Source organism: Flavobacterium silvisoli, assembly GCF_004329815.1.
In the GTDB taxonomy this organism is placed as follows: Bacteria; Bacteroidota; Bacteroidia; order Flavobacteriales; family Flavobacteriaceae; genus Flavobacterium; species Flavobacterium silvisoli.
Map to the genome: position 1 here is coordinate 17,631 of NZ_SJPE01000001.1, position 16,294 is coordinate 33,924.

The window sequence follows — 16,294 nt, forward strand, 5'->3', positions numbered from 1 at the left end:
TGAGTTTTTCTGATTTAATTACCATAATAAGACGAAATCATTAAATACACTATTACTCCGGTCACTGCCACATACAACCATATAGGGAATGTCTTTTTGGCCAATTTTTTATGACGGTCAAAATGTCCCGCTAAAGCTCTCACATAGGTAAATAAGACCATAGGAATGATGATGATGGACAACAAAATGTGAGTAATCAAAATGAAGTAATACACAAATCGTATTGCTCCGACTTTTGCTTTTTCGGCGGCATCCAGAATTCCGTCTCTGTTAATATCCCCAAATTTGGTATCGGTAGCGGTCATATGGTAGGCCACGTACATAACTAAAAAAACAACCGAACAGGCTATAGCCGTCGTCATCAATTTTTCATGAAGTGCTCTATTTCCTTTTTTAATAGCTATTACAGCCAGAATCAAAAGTATGGCAGTAATACCGTTAATGGTAGCGTAAATGGGCGGTAAAAAAGACAAAGGCTCAACCTGGAAACCGAAATCTTTTAACTTTACCGAAAACAAAATCGCCACAGCTATGGGGATTATAATTGACACGGCTATAATAGCACCTTTGAATTTCTTTTCTAACTCTTGCGCTGGCTGTACTTCTGAATTATTCATTTAGCAATTTTTTAATGTCTTCAATAATGGCTTTTACCCCTTTTTTTTCCAATCCGTCGTAATACAAAATAGGATTCCCGAACGAATCTTTTCGGCAGCGTATGTTGCCCTTTTTATCAATCAGGGCAAAAAGTCCCGAATGTTCAAAACCTCCGTTTACCTTTTCATTTTCGCCGGCGTATAAGTTGAATCCTTTGTTAGCGATGTCAAAAATATACTTTTTATCACCGGTCAATAAATGCCAGTTAGATGATTTCACGCCAATCTTTTCTGCATGTTCTTTCAGGATTTTTGAAGTATCGTGTTCCGGATTGATTGAAAAAGAGGCAATACCAAAGTTAGGATTCCCGAAAAACTCGTTTTGAATGTCCACCATATTTTTATTCATAATGGGGCAAATAGACGGGCAAGTCGTAAAGAAAAACTCTACTACATACACTTTACCTAAATAGGTTTCATTCGAAATCTTAACGTTATTCTGATCGGTCAGAACAAACTTGGGGGCAGGGCCAATTTTCATCAAACCGGTTTCAGGGTTTTTATGATTAGAAACAGCATCCAATCGGTCTCCCTGCACAACTGTATTATTAGAAATTCGGTCAATGATTTTCGGTATAAAAATGATTCCGAAAACCAAAACGATAAACGCTAAACCAATATAAGAATAGGACTTTTTCATTTGTTATCTTCTCTAAATTTTTCTGTCGGCATTATTTCTTTTCAATGCCAAACGGTATTCTGCCAAAATAATTTTCACATCATCCATCATATCGTTGTGTAACTCGGCTGCCGAAGTGGTATTGTAACCCTCTTTGTATTCGGGAGCCCCTTGCTCACTTTTGCCTTTTCGCCCGCGCAAATTTCTTTTTTTGTCAATAATATATACGACCGGTGTTCCGTAATTGGCATCGAGTTTACCCAACAACTTCAAACTGGCAAAATACGGTTGTATTTCGGCTTTGGGAGCAAACACAAAGTGATAACCCGAAACATCGGTTAAACCGCTGAGTGCTTTTAACAGCCTCTTGGCTTGTTCTTGGGTACCATCGGGCGCAATAAATACAAATTGAAAATCTTTAAATTCTCGGTATTTGTTATAGATTTTTTGATTGAGAGTAAAAAAGTTCCCGCTGTTTTCCATCAGGTTTTCACCGGCAAACCCAAGTATGGTAATCTTTTTATTGAGAGTTACCGGTTCGCCGTTTAACGATTTCCATTGCTGGTTAACGTCCGGAATGGTTTTGGTGATGGTGGGCAAGGTAATAAAACTGTTTACGCCCGAAGCAAAGAAAAGATAAGCAACAATCGGCAGGACGAACAGTACAAAAAGGACAATATTTTTTTTCATTGGAATTGCGAAAAACGTACGTACAAAAATAAAAAAATCCCGACTGAATCGGGACTTTTTCTTGAATTAATATAGTGTTAAAAATTCCATTTAATGGTAGAATTTTTAAAAACCTCATAAATGTAATCGGCTTCAACCAATAATATAAAAAGTATGTATAATACAAGGAAAATTACGGTGGCTACTACAGCCCAACGCAAACTGCTTTTTTCACCTTCCATGTGCATGAATGCCCAAACAATGTAGTAAGCTTTATACAACGTTAAAATGATGAAAACCCAGTTTAATAAATTCATGCTGATGAAATTGTGCATGAACAAAAAGTCCGGTCTTATGATTCCTAAAAATACTTCAACAGTGGTTACTACTGAAAGCAATCCAAAAACCATCCAGATTCTTTTAGTATTTGATACGTGTTCGTGTGCGTGTGACATAATGTAAACGTTCTAAAAAATTAAACTAAGTAGAAGAATGTAAATACGAATACCCAAACTAAATCGACAAAGTGCCAATAAAGTCCAACTTTTTCTACCATTTCATAAGTTCTTCTTTTCTCATAAGTTCCTAAAAGAACATTCAAGAAAATAATAAAGTTGATAACCACTCCTGAGAATACGTGGAAACCGTGGAAACCGGTAATGAAGAAGAAGAAATCTGCAAACAATTTATTTCCGTATTCGTTTCTTTCCAAGTTGGCTCCCTCTACTACCAAGTGAGCATTACCAACCATTACTTCTGATTCGGCTCTGTTTAAAACTTCTCTGTGTTTATTTTTATTTAATCCGGGTTGTAATTTGGTATTGGCTAAATCTTCTTTAGTCCCTCTGTAGATTTTCTCAGTTCTTACTAACAATTCAGGGTGTACTTTGAAAGCTGCCTGTACTTCAGCAACTGAGAATGTAGGCAAGGCTTTTTCTTCCATAAACCATTTTCCTTTGCTGCGTGTCAACTGTTCTCTCTCTTCCGGAAGTTGAACCACAAAATCCTCCAATTTAACTCTTTCGCCTTCTTTGTTTACGAATTGAATAATACTTCCTCCTTTGGTTTCAAGAGCACCAAACTCTCCTTTGATGAAGTTTTTCCATTCCCAAGCCTGAGAACCTACGAATACTAGACCTCCAATAATGGTAAGCAACATGTAAAACGCTACTTTCTTTTGTTTCATTTGATGTCCGGCATCAACAGCCAAAACCATAGTTACGGAAGAAAAAATCAAAATAAAAGTCATCAATGCCACATAGTACATTGGTGCTTCGACACCATGCATAAACGGAAAGTGAGTAAACACCTCGTCAGCAATTGGCCAATTGTCGATAAATTTAAATCTGGAAAATCCATAAGCAGCAAGGAAACCGGAGAAAGTCAAAGCATCCGATACGATGAAAAACCACATCATCAATTTGCCGTAACTTGCGCCCATTGGTTCATTTCCGCCGCCCCAAGTGTTTTCAGTTTTATTTGCAGTAGTAACTGTCGCTCCCATAAAAGTTATTAGTTAAAAAGTTCCCAAATTTAGATTTTTTTTCTTATTTAAAGAAATATAAAAATAAAAACAAGCAAATCCACAAGAAATCGAGAAAGTGCCAGTACATCGCACCTAGTTCAATTCCAAGCAATTGACCTGAATTGTATTTTTGTTTAAAATGATTATAAATTATGATTAAAAGTGAAATCAACCCTCCCGCAAGGTGCGCCAAGTGCAGCACAGCGATTACATACAAAAATGTGGTCGCAATATTACTCTCCGGTCCGGTGAAATAATAACCGGCTTTTACTACCTGTCCAAAGCCAACAAATTGCAATACCACAAAGGCAATTCCGAGACCTAGAGTCAGCAAAAGAAAATTAGTAGTTGCCGTTCTGTTGTCTTTCTGAATGGCTTTTTTTGCCAAATGAAACGTAACACTGCATAAAATTATTGCCAATGAACTGAAATAAAACGCCATCGGCAATTGAAAATCCTTCATCCAGTCTTCTCTTGATTTACTCACCACAAAAGCACTGGTAATTCCTGCAAACATCATGGTCATGCTCATCATAGCAAACCACAAAAGCAATTTATAAGAACGTGCCGTTCTGGCTTGGTGTTCTTCGGCGGTCATCATAGTTGTTGCCATATTATCTTAAAAATTTATCTATTATGTATACCAGCTGTAACAAACTAATATAAGAAACACTAACCAACATTAAGGTTCTGGCTGCTTTGGTGGTTCTCAATTGGTATAACTTTACAGCATAAAAAATCATCCAAATTCCGAGTAAAAACACAATTCCTGCCGCTATAGGCGAAAGATACAATCTCCCCGTATAACCCAAACAAGGCAACAAAGAAGCTACCAACAACCATACAGAATACAAAATGGTTTGCAAAGCTGTTGAAGTATCTTTTTTACCGGTAGGCAGCATAAAAAACCCTGCCTTTTTGTAATCTTCATACAAAAACCAACCGATAGCCCAAAAATGTGGAAACTGCCAAAAAAACTGAATTAAAAAAAGCGTCCCCGCTTCTATGCCAAAATCATTAGTAGCCGCTACCCAACCCAACATAAAAGGAATCGCTCCCGGAAAAGCCCCCACAAAAACAGAAAGCGGTGTTACCGATTTTAAAGGCGTATAAACACTAGTGTATAAAAAAATGGAAATCGCACCAAACATGGCCGATTTAGGATTAATCAGATACAATAAAATCAGCCCGACTATAGTGAGCAAACTGGCCACAAACAAAGCATGATTGGGAGACATTCTCCCCGATGCCACCGGACGGTTTTTGGTTCTGTCCATCAAAGCATCAAAGTCTTTCTCAATAACCTGATTGAAAGCATTTGAAGCACCAACCATACAGTACCCTCCCACAGCCAACATGAGCAAAGTGGTTACTTTCAAATCATGAAAATCAAGCACCCCCAACAAATACCCGGCAATAGATGAAAACACTACACTAATCGCCAATCCCGCTTTGGTGATTTCTTTAAAATCGAAGGCAATTTGTTTTAATGAAAATGTAGTTGCGGTAGCGCCCATGCGTGGTTTTTAAAAACTGCCGCAAAGGTACTTTATAGAAAACGATTTGACAAAAAACAAAAGAGAAAAAAAACGATTATCTTTTTGAATTTTTGAAGCGAATGGTTCAGGCTTCCCGGCCAACCGTTTTCCCGCCATCCGCTCTACACGGTGCCGCTGCTGTCGGGGCTAGTGAAAATCCTTTCTGCTCCTTTGTTTACAAACAAAAAACAAAACCCCAACAACTGACTTTTACTTTTTTTAATAGTCAAAATACCAATTAAAAATATCACAACGCAAACCAATAGCAAACCAAGTTGTACTTTCTTTAATGGCTGTAGCCGTCTCAACAGCAGGATTGAAATTGCGGTAAATAAAACTCCCGAACAATTTCATGTTAGTCGCCGGATTAATCAAATACCCGGCCTGAATATCGGCTATGAAAACTTTGGTTTTGTTACCCTGTCCTGTTGTCACACCCTCATCATACGGACGTCCTAAATCGTAATCTCTGTAAATATCGCTACCATAATTAAAAGTATCAGTGGCATTGTTAAAATCCAAACCCCGCTCTCCTACTGTAATTTTGGCGTCGGCAAAATAACGTCCTTGGTGATATCGGGCTATTGCGACAAACTCTTTAAAATTACCGCCCCACTGGTGCCCTAAACTCTGATTGTTATGTCCGTAGTTGGTGATGGGTTCGCTGTGCGCATAAACATAAGGACGCACATGATTGTATTCGGCCTGCAACAATAGATTTTTAATGTTAAATGCATTGTAGTATTTGGCCCCTAACTGATAGCCGTATTTATTTTTCCAGCTTTTTTTACCGCCCTTCATATCACTCAAAGAGAATTCATCGAGCAAAAACTGCCCGTAAAAATTAACCTGATTGCTAAACTTGTACTTGGTCGTTAATCCCAACATAGCATTTCCGGTTCGTGCCGACGATTCAAACTCAACCGAACGGTAGAAAATAATCGGATTCACAAAACTCATGTCAAAGCCGCGGTTGTTCTTATTGGTCCAAATCACCGACTCAAAGAAACCTAAATTCCAGCGATTGGTTACATTCAAACTCAGGTAATGACTGGCTGCAAACTTGGTTGCATACGTTCGGTCAACCGTAACTTCAGGACGAACATCTTTGAGCCAGGTGTAAATATTGGTGTATTTTATTTTCCAAAAAGTGGTATTCAATTTAAAATAAGGATACGGGCTGGCACCATCACCCAGCAATAAAGAACGGTATCCATCGCCTATGAAATTTTTACCGTAACCCAAATTGATGTTAATGAACTTACTGGGAGTATACGCTAAATTGGCTTCGGCCATAGGGAAATCATAAGCATCCGATTTGAAATCTTTGGCAATACCAATTCCCGGAATAATGGCCGGGTTACCGCCATCGGGTTTAATTGACTCGGCATAGCGATTGAAATAGTCGGCAAATCTTCCTTGGCTTTCGTAAATAGTAGTTGTAAAATTCAGGTCTTTGCCTAAACCTCCGTTGAACTGAACGCCACGGGTATTGATGTATGTATACTTGGCAACACTCGGATCACTTTTCCCAAATTGCAAATCAACAATCGGATTGAGTGTAAACCAATAGTCTTCGCCTTGAATTTCGACTAAATTCTCATTCCAAAATTTTCTGCCCCACCAGCCTTGTTTGTTTTTGGCCAGTTTTTGATTTTCTTCTTTGAGGTTGTAGTATTTGGCAACATCTGCATAGGCATAAGGCTTAGATGCTGTATGATTATTAGCCCCCAATTGATTCATTTCGTCATCAAATTGCGAATAATAGCTGTGTGAAAACGGAATGTTCAAATGACTTTCAAATTGCGGGTTTTCAAACTTTTTATAGGCAATATTTTCTAACTCAGATAATTGTTTGTTGTTAGGTTTATAGTTTTTGGACTCTTGATCTGCTTTTTCTTCTGCTTCTTTTTGCGCCTGCATTTCGGCAGCGCTTTGTAACGGAATCGCAATTTTCAAAGTATATTTGGCATAAGTAGCATTGCCGTTATAGGTTGCCGGTTTTATTTTGGGCAATTGTCCGAAGACTCTTTTACTCTCAGCAACTAAGGATTCTTCAATAGCATCAACATAGATTACTTTAAAGTTCCCTGTATCGGTTACTTCAAAAAGCACTATAACACTGCCTTTGTAATTATTCTGCTTCAAATGATCAGGCACTTTGAAATTGTTGTACACAAAATCCTGTACTTCATTGTAAAAACAAGTCTCAAGCACATGATGTTGCAACCCCTCGCAAGTCGGAAACACCGGAAACTTTTCCGTTTCTTTCAACACTTGGGCATTACCCATCCATCCTGCAAACAGCAACAATAAAAAAAAGGTAGTTTTTTTCATTTTTTTTGAAAAAGTAAAAATTAATAACTGCCTGTGGCGGTTTCTCCGTTGGCAATTGTTTTAGCAGCCGATGTACCTATTCTTTTCACGCCCAAGCGAATCATTTCCTGAGCTTCTTCATAAGTTCTGACACCGCCGGCAGCTTTTACCGGAAGCGGAGAAGCATTTTCAAGCATCATAATAATTGATGGAAAAGTGGCTCCGTTTGGCAACCCGTTTTCGGTTTTGTAAAATCCGGTAGATGATTTGACAAATACATTTTGGAAGCAATCTTCTTTGAAATTGGAAATGATTACATTTTTAATTAAGGCCGAAATCTGAATGATTTGCGCATCGGTCAATGCTGCAACTTCAATTATCCATTTGACAATTTTGTGGTTTTCAAGAGCCAAAAGAGTTCCGCTGTAGATTTCATTTTTAACCAAATCAATATCGCCTCTTTTGAATGCTTCATAATTGCATACAAAATCCAATTCATCAGCACCGTCTTCAATAGCTTGGGTAGCTTCGGCCAATTTTTGATCGAGTGAATCGGTTCCTTCAGGGAAAGAAATCACAGTCCCTATAAGCACTTTTGAATTAGCCTTTGTTATCATCTCTTTGGCTAAACGCACTTTGTCCGGTCTAATCATGATTAGTTTGAAACCTTCATCAATGGCTTCCTGAATAAATCCTTTGACAACTGTAGTATTATCATTTTCTGACAGGCCGCTTTGTTCGGCTGTTTTCAGATAAGTGGAATCGAGGTATTGCTTTATATTCATGCCATAAAAGTAAAAAAAAATCCCGATTAAAATCGGGACATTTATGATTCGTTGATTATCGGCGTTTCTTTAGTTTTTTCATCCAAAAAAAGATTCCTAAAGCAGTGGCGGCTCCTGCGGTGTTGGCCAACACATCCAAGACATCAGCATGGCGTGTGGTGGTGAAAGTTTCCTGCAAAAATTCGATTAGGATTCCGTAACCGAATGAAACCAGAAACACCTTAATTATTGGTTTTAGCTCAGTTGATGTATTCTTGGCCCAAACATAATGCCCCCAAAGAAAAGTGAAAACAAAATGAAAGGTAAAATGAACGTATTTATCAGCTTCAGAGACCGGAATATTAGGTAATTTTCCGAATTTGACCAAACACAAAAAAGCAATCAAAACCGTCCAGCTCAAGGCTAAAACGAAGATTGTTTTTTTAAGCACCAATAAGTTGTTTGTAAGCATCACTCGACAGCAATTCGTCAACCTCGGCAGTATTGCTGATTTTCACTTTAATCATCCAGCCTTTTCCGTAAGGATCTGAATTTACAGCTTCAGGTGTTCTTTCTAATTCATCATTAAACTCGATGATTTCACCGGACAATGGCAAGAACAAATCAGAAACTGTTTTTACAGCTTCTACTGTACCGAAAACTGAATCTTTATCCAAAGTTTGATCAAGAGTTTCTACTTCTACATATACAATATCGCCTAATTCTTTTTGTGCAAAATCAGTAATTCCTACTGTTGCAATATCGCCTTCAATTGAAACCCATTCGTGGTCTTTGGTGTACTTTAAGTTACTTGGTATGTTCATTAGTTTGTTGTATTTAATTTTCCCCAAAAGTATAATATCTACAGAGATTATTAAAAAGATTGGGTTAAAACTTTAGTTAATTTCCAAAATTATATCGCATCGTAAATCCGGTTCTGATGTTGGTCAATGGGAACGAGGTTGAAATTACCGGTTTTGAGAACGAATGATCATAGAAGAAGATAGCCGTCAGGTTTTTACTCAACGAATAATCAGCCGTTAGTTTAGCCGACCAAATGTTTTGTCCGCCACCCAACTGATTGTTGTTGTAATCAAGATATCTAACTATGGTTTTGTTATTTCTGAGTGAGAAATCAATTTTCACATTCAAGTCACTCTTGATAATTCCGGTTGGATTATCGGCCAATTTCGAAGAAAAAATAACGTCTTTGAAGCGATATCCTAACCCGACTATAAATTCTTTTCCTTGTACTTCGGTCAATAAGTTGTTATCAAAACTCATGGATAAGCTTCGGTCTTTTTTCATTTCGGCCAGGAACTTAAACGAGTTTTTCATCTCAAAATCAAATCGAATGAGCGGGTTAAATTGCTCCACCAAGTTGATGTTACCAATGACAATTTTGTTATAAACATTACCGGTATTCGGATCTATACCTCCCGGATTTTTGTCATAATCAAAATTAGATCGGAAAGAGTTAATGGTATACGAAGCGCGATAAGCATGCTGAATTGAGAAACGTTTAAAAGTATCTTTAAAGAACTTATAACGCATCAATCCGCTGTATTTTACATTCCAGTTCGGAATAGGAATATTTCTAAAAGCGTCTAACGAAATACTTTTAGCTCTCTCGCCCGCAGCCTCGTCCAGCTTGAATCCGGATGCATCGAACATTCCTATACCGCTACCGGTATAAGCTGCTAATAATGACGGAATCAAAACAGCCTGACTCGTTTTACCAAATCCGACAGGAAAACCATCAGCATCAGTAGGATATCCCGAACCACCGTAATATTGAGTTGCCAATCGGTTGGCAATGATGATACGGTTGTTTCTGAACTCATCAAAAGTTGAAGAACCATTTTCGTCACTTCGCTTAAACGACGATTTTAACATGATGGTAGATATTGCAAAATTACCGGTAGTATATGGCGATCTTGAATTATAATCAGAGGTTATTGGGTCTACGTCGTATTGTTCCGAATAGTTGCTGGCATAAGTTCTGTTGGCTGTAAAATCAATTTTAAAGTCGGGGAACAAATCCATATTGGCCGTAAAATCCAATGTTTTGGTTACAACTTGTGTATAGTTTTGGTTGAAATTCGGGTATTTAGTCAACCAACCTCTTTTAGCTGCTTCGAAACGAACATCATCCTGAGCACCGAATACAAACCCTAAAGATGGTTTTGTTGAACCGAAGAACCCTAAGCCGGGAAGGAATCCGGGCAATACCGTACCTTCATTTTGAGTATAATTTACCTGAATATTTTTAACACTGGTCAACACTCCTTTTAATCCGTCCAGAAAAACATTCGAGTTGGTTGCAGGCTGTACTCTTGTTGTAGTAATTTTTTCTCCCGGTTTTGGCAATGCTGCCGGTTTTGCCGGAGCCGTTTTTGGTTTTTTACCTAACCCAACGTATTTGTAGAATGTTTCCATGTTGAAAGTGGCATTCAACTTGTGGGAACTGGAGTTTTGTATAGTATTCCCCAAATTGTATTCAGTACCGTCAGTAGTCGTGATTGTTCTGAACTGCAACGAGGCACTTTGCCAGTTGTAATCACCGGTATAAGTATAAGTCGACTTTACAAAAGACAAAACCGGAATTTTATTAATCGGCAAATCATAATTTACCACAATTTGTTGGTTGTGTTGATTTGGCGTTCCGATGTTCCAAAAATCTGTCCACAAAGTATAACTGTCATCCGGAATATTTTGATCGTTCAAATAGCTTCTGACAATATTATGGGTAGCGGCCGTATAGTTTATTTTCAACGATTTTGTCAAATTATAATTAAATCCATACTGATAGTTAAACATATAGTTTCTTCTGAACAACGGATCGAGCGGCAACCCTACTACATCAACCTGCCTAAACTGCTGTCTGTTGTACTGTCTGATGATGTTGGTACTGAATGAAATATTACTTGGCAGGTAATTAAAATTAAAATCACTCAACATTTTCCAATAACTGCTTTTCTTGAAATACTTGGTGTTTTTAAACGGCTCGACTGCTTTTGGCTGGAATGCAAAGGCGTAATCAACCCCTGTACTTACCTGTTGATCCAAATAGCTTTCGATTTCGTAATTATGCTTTTCAACCTGGTTGTAAGAATACGACAAGGTTAAGTTCTCAGGATCATAAACATGCTGTTTTTGATCTTGTGCTCTTTCTTTTTTAACGCCGATAAAATTGATACTCTTTCTTTTGGTGTAATCAATCGCTCTGTCTTTAATATTTGCTCTTTCAGCACTGTTAGGTGTATTATCCAATAATTGTTGCAGTCTGATATCCTGATTAAAAGGATCATACTCAGGCGTAATGGTTTCTTCACCAATAGCATAGTTAAACGGCAAATTGATTCCCCATTTTTTAGGCAATAATTTACCCAAACTGATATTGGTTACTATATTGTACTGCTGAGTGTCTTCTCGACTTCTTTCCTGAGGACCTTGTTCTAAAGCTCCAAATCCAATAGTGCTCTTTCTTCCCGTTGCCGAGATATTGGCTAAGTCGGCTAAATTGGTATCCATGTTCAACACCGCTGCCATCCCGCCTTTGTTATTCATATCGGCCAAACGCAATTCGTTAAACCAAACTTCTCCTCTTATGGGATCGTTGTTGTTTCTGTTTCTTACCCCTACCATTAAAGTTCTTACCAATCCGAAATTAGGAGTTCCTTTTATGGCTAAACGCAATGGCCCTCTTGAAGTATTTGATGCCAATGACGGATCCAACTCAAAATCATCTTTGTAAAGTACCCCGTCAACAAAATCCGTTGAAGGCGCACTCATGGCTATTACCTTTAATTGCGTCAACAAAGAAGTAGGCAAATCTATTTCGTTAATTTCCGGCCAAATTTCGGTATCTGTTTTTGAAGAGAAAGGAGATACTTTCAATGGAATCTCAACTTCGTAATAGTTACTTGTGAAGTCATTCCCGAAACGGATAAAGGCTGACATTTGATTATCGGTCAACGGATTTGCGTCTCCTTTTAATGCTTCAGCGTGTAAAAACATTTTTAGTTTGTTGTACTGACGCATATCTACACTTACGTTTTTGAACACAGCTCTTGAATCTCCTTTTTCCAATCCGCCTTGAGAAATTCTCAATGATAACGATTGCTCATTTTGATTGATGATTTGTTGTCCGTTCGCTATTTGTTCACGAACCACACCCGGCGGTGTCACATAAGGAATAGGGTCTCTTTTAGAATTTTCCTGAATGTTAACCGAAAGCACATCTAAATTAGTATCGTCATCGGCAGGATTAGGGTCACTGGCTTGCAAACTATTGTCGTAACGTCTCCACTCGCCGCGCACTAAATCTAAAGCTCCGAAACGTACGGTGATAGGCTTCGTAAATCCGGTCATAAAGACTCTCATGAAACGGATAGAACGAAAATCAGAAATACTACCTATCGTTTTTTTCAGCGGAGTTGTTACCGGAATTTTGAACTGGATCCATTTTGCAGAACCTTCGTTTCCATTCTTCAACGGAATTTTATCTACCGGAACCACATCCGTAATAAAGTTGGTTCCTGCAGCCATGTTTGGTTTAATATCAATACCGTATTCATAATAAGCATTGACCGTATTCATGGTATTGTCTCGGTTTATATCTTCTACATCCGGAAGCGTTGTTGAACCGCGATTGGTATCTGAAACGCCAATGGGTGAGTTGCCTTCAACACCATTGTAATTTTTGTAACGATCAAACACACTCCCTGAGGTGTTTAAAAAATATTGGTAATTATCTCCTGCTGGATCGCTCAAAGCAGCATAACCCGCTTCAGGACCCGACAGTAATGCTCGTTCTCCGTCATCATTTACTCCATCAAAACCAACGTCCTGGGCAGTTCTGTTGGCGCCATCCGCATCAAACGCATAAATCAGTGATTGTGATGAAGGCACTTTACCCCAAACTGTTGGACTGGTTAGGGTTTGTGAGGTAACATCTTTAGGCAGTCCGTTTTCGTATTGTTTGCGTTCGTCTTTTAATATGTCCTCAGATATTTCCCCCAGATCAAAATAAATTTTTCCGGTATTGGTTGGATCAGCCTGTCCGTTTGGATCAGGGTCGGTGTAAGGATCTAATATCCAAAACTGAATGTATTCTACATTGCTTTGCTCAAAGTTGGTCGAATTAATTGGTCGTGTTATTCCACCAAAATTATCCTGAGGTGAAGCAAATCCGGATGGATTTAATCCTTCAGGATTGAAGTTATAAGGTCCTCTTTCGTTTGGATAATAAGTCAAATCGAGCGTATTGATAACTTGTGACTGACCGATAGGTACGTCCAAATTCGGGAATAACTCTTTGCTGAAAACCCTACGGGTGCTGTTCAACGACAAATCATCATCGGATATGTCTCCCGGTGTTTGTACATAAATGGTTGGATCAATACTGTACCAACTCAGTTTGGCACGTTTGTACCCATACGTTCTGTCGGCAGCTGTAGCTCCGAAATCATTGTAATCCAATCCCGACTGCCATTTTGGAACACTGGATAAACTCCAGGATAGCGCAGAACGCATATCAATTGTTGTTTGTGAGCCTTCAAAATCGTCTACGTAAACTGTAGATTCCCCTTTGAATCGGTCTTGTTTTGGCGTATCGGGTTTTAAGAATGCTATTTCACCGCGTAAAGAGAAGTTCGAAGGTACGTCGGTATCAACATTTGGTAATTTGTTTACCAATCTTGTCAAGAAAGGAACTTCGGTCGAATAAGCTCCGTTGAAACCAAAAATAGTATTGTTAACCGATTCTTGCCCGTAGTTTGATTTACTGGTAAAAGGTCTCTCGGTCATTTTTATTAATGTAGCCCCTAATAAGAATTTATCTGAGAATTTGTGTTCAACGTTAACTCCCATAAATCTTCTGGTTTGTTGACCAAAAGCTGAGTTGTTTTCTACCGAAACCTGAATCGGGGTGTTGGATGCCTGCAAAGACGGATCCAAAATCTGTACTCTACCGGCCTGATAATTGACGCTGTAATCGATTCCTTCCTGTAGCACTCTCCCTCCGGCAGTAACCACAACTGATCCTCGAGGCACATTGTAAGCTCCGATAGGAATCCCATCACCACCCATCGATTTGAATCGACCTTTTAATTGGAATTTATTTCTTGAGGCATCTTGTAAGGCGGCAGCTTGCGTTCTTCGGTACATTTCGCGGAACACATACTTGGCTTGGTTAGGGTTGAAGGTTGCCGTAGTAGCTATTTGATCGGCATCGTAATTTTCATAATAATCTTCAGTCGGAGTATTTTTTAATTTATCGAATAAATATTTACCAAAAGGTTCTACCGTTGTAAAGATTATTCTTCCGTTTTGTTGATCAACTGTCAATCCGGGTATGAAATCAAAAAAACCGTCTCCGCCTTCTTGCGGGTCGTTGTTGTAATTCAACTTATCAATACCAAATACTTTCAACAAAGCTGTTTCTGCTACGTTGGCAGGAAGTTGTAACGGTATATTTCCGGATGGATCTTTGTATGGGGTAATGTAATTTAACGGAGATGGGTCGGTATAAAGAATATTGAATTTAAAATCTTCTTTTTGCAACTGAAACGCTCCCGGAATTTGATAAATATTTTTCATCATCAAGTTCCAAACCGGTTTTTTTACGTTGGTCAGATTACTTTTCAACATCTTTAAAATCAAACTTTGTGACGACACGGTCTGATTTGACGGATTAGTATTGTCTACTACCGTAGCATCTACACCGTCTGTTCCAAATTCTCCTACCTGATACACTTTTTCTCCAATGGTATATTGATACGCCACAGCTAACACTTCATCATTTGCCAATCGTTGCTGCAATGAGATGTATCCCAATTGCGGATGAAAAGTAAACTCATTAGGAGATAATTTTCGGGCGTTTTCCAATTTTGAATAATCGGTACCCTCGTCAACTACGTTGTTGAATCCTATACTTGAAGTAACAATATCTCTCACCTCTGGTTTCAACAATCCTCCGCCGGTTGTGATTAGACCCGGATCGTATTTATTGTTGCTGTTATTAGTAGGGGTATCAACAGGAGTTCCCAGGAAAAAGTTATTGGCTGTTATCTCGGTCGGATTCACGGCAACTACTTGTTGATCGGTCAAGCCCGTTAATTGTGCTTCTCCCAAATCCTGAAGGGCAATAACATTTCTTAAATTGTTATTGGTATTGGTAACTCTGTTTTGTTTGTTGGTCACCCAAACCTCTATTCGGGTAATTTGTACCCTGCTGTCGATAAACGGGTATCTTCTTAAAGCTTCGTCGTATTTATTTCTGAAGTATTGTGATAAGAAAAAGTGTCGGTCATTATCATAATCCAAAGCAAACAATTCAAAGTCTTGTATGGTACCTCCACCTTGAGCGGTAACCGATTTTGTTTGTGATTTTTGTTCCGAAAATACTCCGGTAACGGTAGTTTTTCCAAACTGCAATTGGGCTTTGACCCCAAATAAACTCTGAGCACCACGAATTAATGAATTGGTCAGAGGCATGCTGACATTCCCGACCTCGATTTTTTGAATGATATCGTCTTCGGTGGGAGCGTATTCTAATTTGATAAGGTTTTGAAAAGCGAAAGTAGACTGCGTATCATAATTAGCATTTACGCTGAGTCGGGTTCCAACTTTTCCCATCAAGCTCATGCTGATTCTTTGGTTAAAATCGAAGGTAGTCTGCGCTCTGTTTCTTGGTGAAAAAGCCGGATTGTCTTGCTTGGTGTATCGCAATCCTAAATCCATTTCTACCGAACCTGTGGGTTTCACATCTATAGTATTTCCTCCAAAAATAGTTTCAAAGAAACCGGAATTCACATAATATCTCGGCAATAAATCTTTTTTCGCAGCTTCACTTCCATCCTTTTTTCCGTCAATGGCATCTGATTTTTTCTTGAAATACTCGCGCATTGACTCGCGCAAAACCAACTCTTCGTATTCTTTTGGCGTTAAAATTATGGGGTAATTAATATTAAATCCTTCAAAAGTGCTCGAATAAATATAACGGTTTGTTGCCGGGTCGTAGGTGTAGGCATTGACGATGCTGTTTGGATTTTTGATTTCAACCTTCCCTTTTGAATATCCTGTACTGTCAACAACTGTTGTATTTACCTGTGCAGAAACCGACGCACCAAGCAATAACACTAAAACAAATAGTGCTCTTCTGAAGTTTAAAAATAATTTTTTCGCGTATAGTGTTTCCAAGA

The 16,294-nt window shown here is 38.6% G+C and carries 12 protein-coding genes; all 12 read right to left on the reverse strand.

The window, feature by feature from the left end:
- Positions 1-14: 14 nt before the first annotated feature.
- Positions 15-617 (reverse strand): DUF420 domain-containing protein, encoded by a 603-nt coding sequence (locus tag EZL74_RS00075; RefSeq protein WP_131474545.1) that lies wholly within the window; start codon positions 615-617, stop codon positions 15-17.
- Entirely contained in the window at positions 610-1,296 is a 687-nt protein-coding gene (locus EZL74_RS00080) for an SCO family protein (RefSeq protein WP_131474546.1), read from the reverse strand. The genes EZL74_RS00075 and EZL74_RS00080 overlap by 8 nt, the downstream gene beginning before the upstream one ends.
- Positions 1,297-1,308: 12 nt before the next feature.
- Complete coding sequence (locus EZL74_RS00085; protein WP_131474547.1) at positions 1,309-1,965, reverse strand: TlpA family protein disulfide reductase; 657 nt, start codon at positions 1,963-1,965, stop codon at positions 1,309-1,311.
- Between the two features lie 77 nt (positions 1,966-2,042).
- Positions 2,043-2,399: a cytochrome C oxidase subunit IV family protein gene (locus tag EZL74_RS00090; RefSeq protein ID WP_131474548.1), complete on the reverse strand. Its 357-nt coding sequence runs from the start codon at positions 2,397-2,399 to the stop codon at positions 2,043-2,045.
- A 20-nt stretch (positions 2,400-2,419) separates the two neighbouring features.
- Positions 2,420-3,448: a cytochrome c oxidase subunit 3 gene (locus EZL74_RS00095; protein ID WP_131474549.1), complete on the reverse strand. Its 1,029-nt coding sequence runs from the start codon at positions 3,446-3,448 to the stop codon at positions 2,420-2,422.
- 43 nt (positions 3,449-3,491) lie between these two features.
- Entirely contained in the window at positions 3,492-4,082 is a 591-nt protein-coding gene (locus tag EZL74_RS00100; protein ID WP_131474550.1) for a cytochrome c oxidase subunit 3, read from the reverse strand.
- Between the two features lies 1 nt (position 4,083).
- Complete coding sequence (cyoE, locus tag EZL74_RS00105; protein ID WP_131474551.1) at positions 4,084-4,986, reverse strand: heme o synthase; 903 nt, start codon at positions 4,984-4,986, stop codon at positions 4,084-4,086.
- A gap of 240 nt (positions 4,987-5,226) precedes the next feature.
- Positions 5,227-7,344 carry a gliding motility protein RemB gene (locus tag EZL74_RS00110; RefSeq protein WP_131474552.1) on the reverse strand — a complete coding sequence of 706 codons (2,118 nt, stop codon included), beginning with the start codon at positions 7,342-7,344 and terminating at the stop codon, positions 5,227-5,229.
- A 20-nt stretch (positions 7,345-7,364) separates the two neighbouring features.
- Entirely contained in the window at positions 7,365-8,108 is a 744-nt protein-coding gene (gene deoC / locus EZL74_RS00115) for a deoxyribose-phosphate aldolase (RefSeq protein ID WP_131474553.1), read from the reverse strand.
- Between the two features lie 55 nt (positions 8,109-8,163).
- Positions 8,164-8,538, reverse strand: coding sequence for a VanZ family protein (locus tag EZL74_RS00120; RefSeq protein WP_161971672.1), 375 nt, complete (start codon positions 8,536-8,538; stop codon positions 8,164-8,166).
- The gene (gene gcvH, locus EZL74_RS00125; protein WP_131474554.1) at positions 8,531-8,911 is read right to left on the reverse strand and encodes a glycine cleavage system protein GcvH; all 381 of its coding nucleotides are present in this window, start codon (positions 8,909-8,911) and stop codon (positions 8,531-8,533) included. The genes EZL74_RS00120 and gcvH overlap by 8 nt, the downstream gene beginning before the upstream one ends.
- 76 nt (positions 8,912-8,987) lie before the next feature.
- Positions 8,988-16,292 carry a T9SS outer membrane translocon Sov/SprA gene (sov, locus tag EZL74_RS00130; protein WP_131474555.1) on the reverse strand — a complete coding sequence of 2,435 codons (7,305 nt, stop codon included), beginning with the start codon at positions 16,290-16,292 and terminating at the stop codon, positions 8,988-8,990.
- Positions 16,293-16,294 lie beyond the last annotated feature (2 nt).

Excerpts from the sequence above, each read along its gene's own strand:
- deoC (WP_131474553.1), bottom strand. The coding sequence starts at position 8,108 with ATGAATATAAAGCAATACCTCGATTCCACTTATCTGAAAACAGCCGAA.
- EZL74_RS00100 (WP_131474550.1), bottom strand. The coding sequence starts at position 4,082 with ATGGCAACAACTATGATGACCGCCGAAGAACACCAAGCCAGAACGGCA.
- EZL74_RS00090 (WP_131474548.1), bottom strand. The coding sequence starts at position 2,399 with ATGTCACACGCACACGAACACGTATCAAATACTAAAAGAATCTGGATG.
- EZL74_RS00110 (WP_131474552.1), bottom strand. The coding sequence starts at position 7,344 with ATGAAAAAAACTACCTTTTTTTTATTGTTGCTGTTTGCAGGATGGATG.
- EZL74_RS00095 (WP_131474549.1), bottom strand. The coding sequence starts at position 3,448 with ATGGGAGCGACAGTTACTACTGCAAATAAAACTGAAAACACTTGGGGC.
- gcvH (WP_131474554.1), bottom strand. The coding sequence starts at position 8,911 with ATGAACATACCAAGTAACTTAAAGTACACCAAAGACCACGAATGGGTT.
- cyoE (WP_131474551.1), bottom strand. The coding sequence starts at position 4,986 with ATGGGCGCTACCGCAACTACATTTTCATTAAAACAAATTGCCTTCGAT.
- EZL74_RS00080 (WP_131474546.1), bottom strand. The coding sequence starts at position 1,296 with ATGAAAAAGTCCTATTCTTATATTGGTTTAGCGTTTATCGTTTTGGTT.
- EZL74_RS00075 (WP_131474545.1), bottom strand. The coding sequence starts at position 617 with ATGAATAATTCAGAAGTACAGCCAGCGCAAGAGTTAGAAAAGAAATTC.
- EZL74_RS00085 (WP_131474547.1), bottom strand. The coding sequence starts at position 1,965 with ATGAAAAAAAATATTGTCCTTTTTGTACTGTTCGTCCTGCCGATTGTT.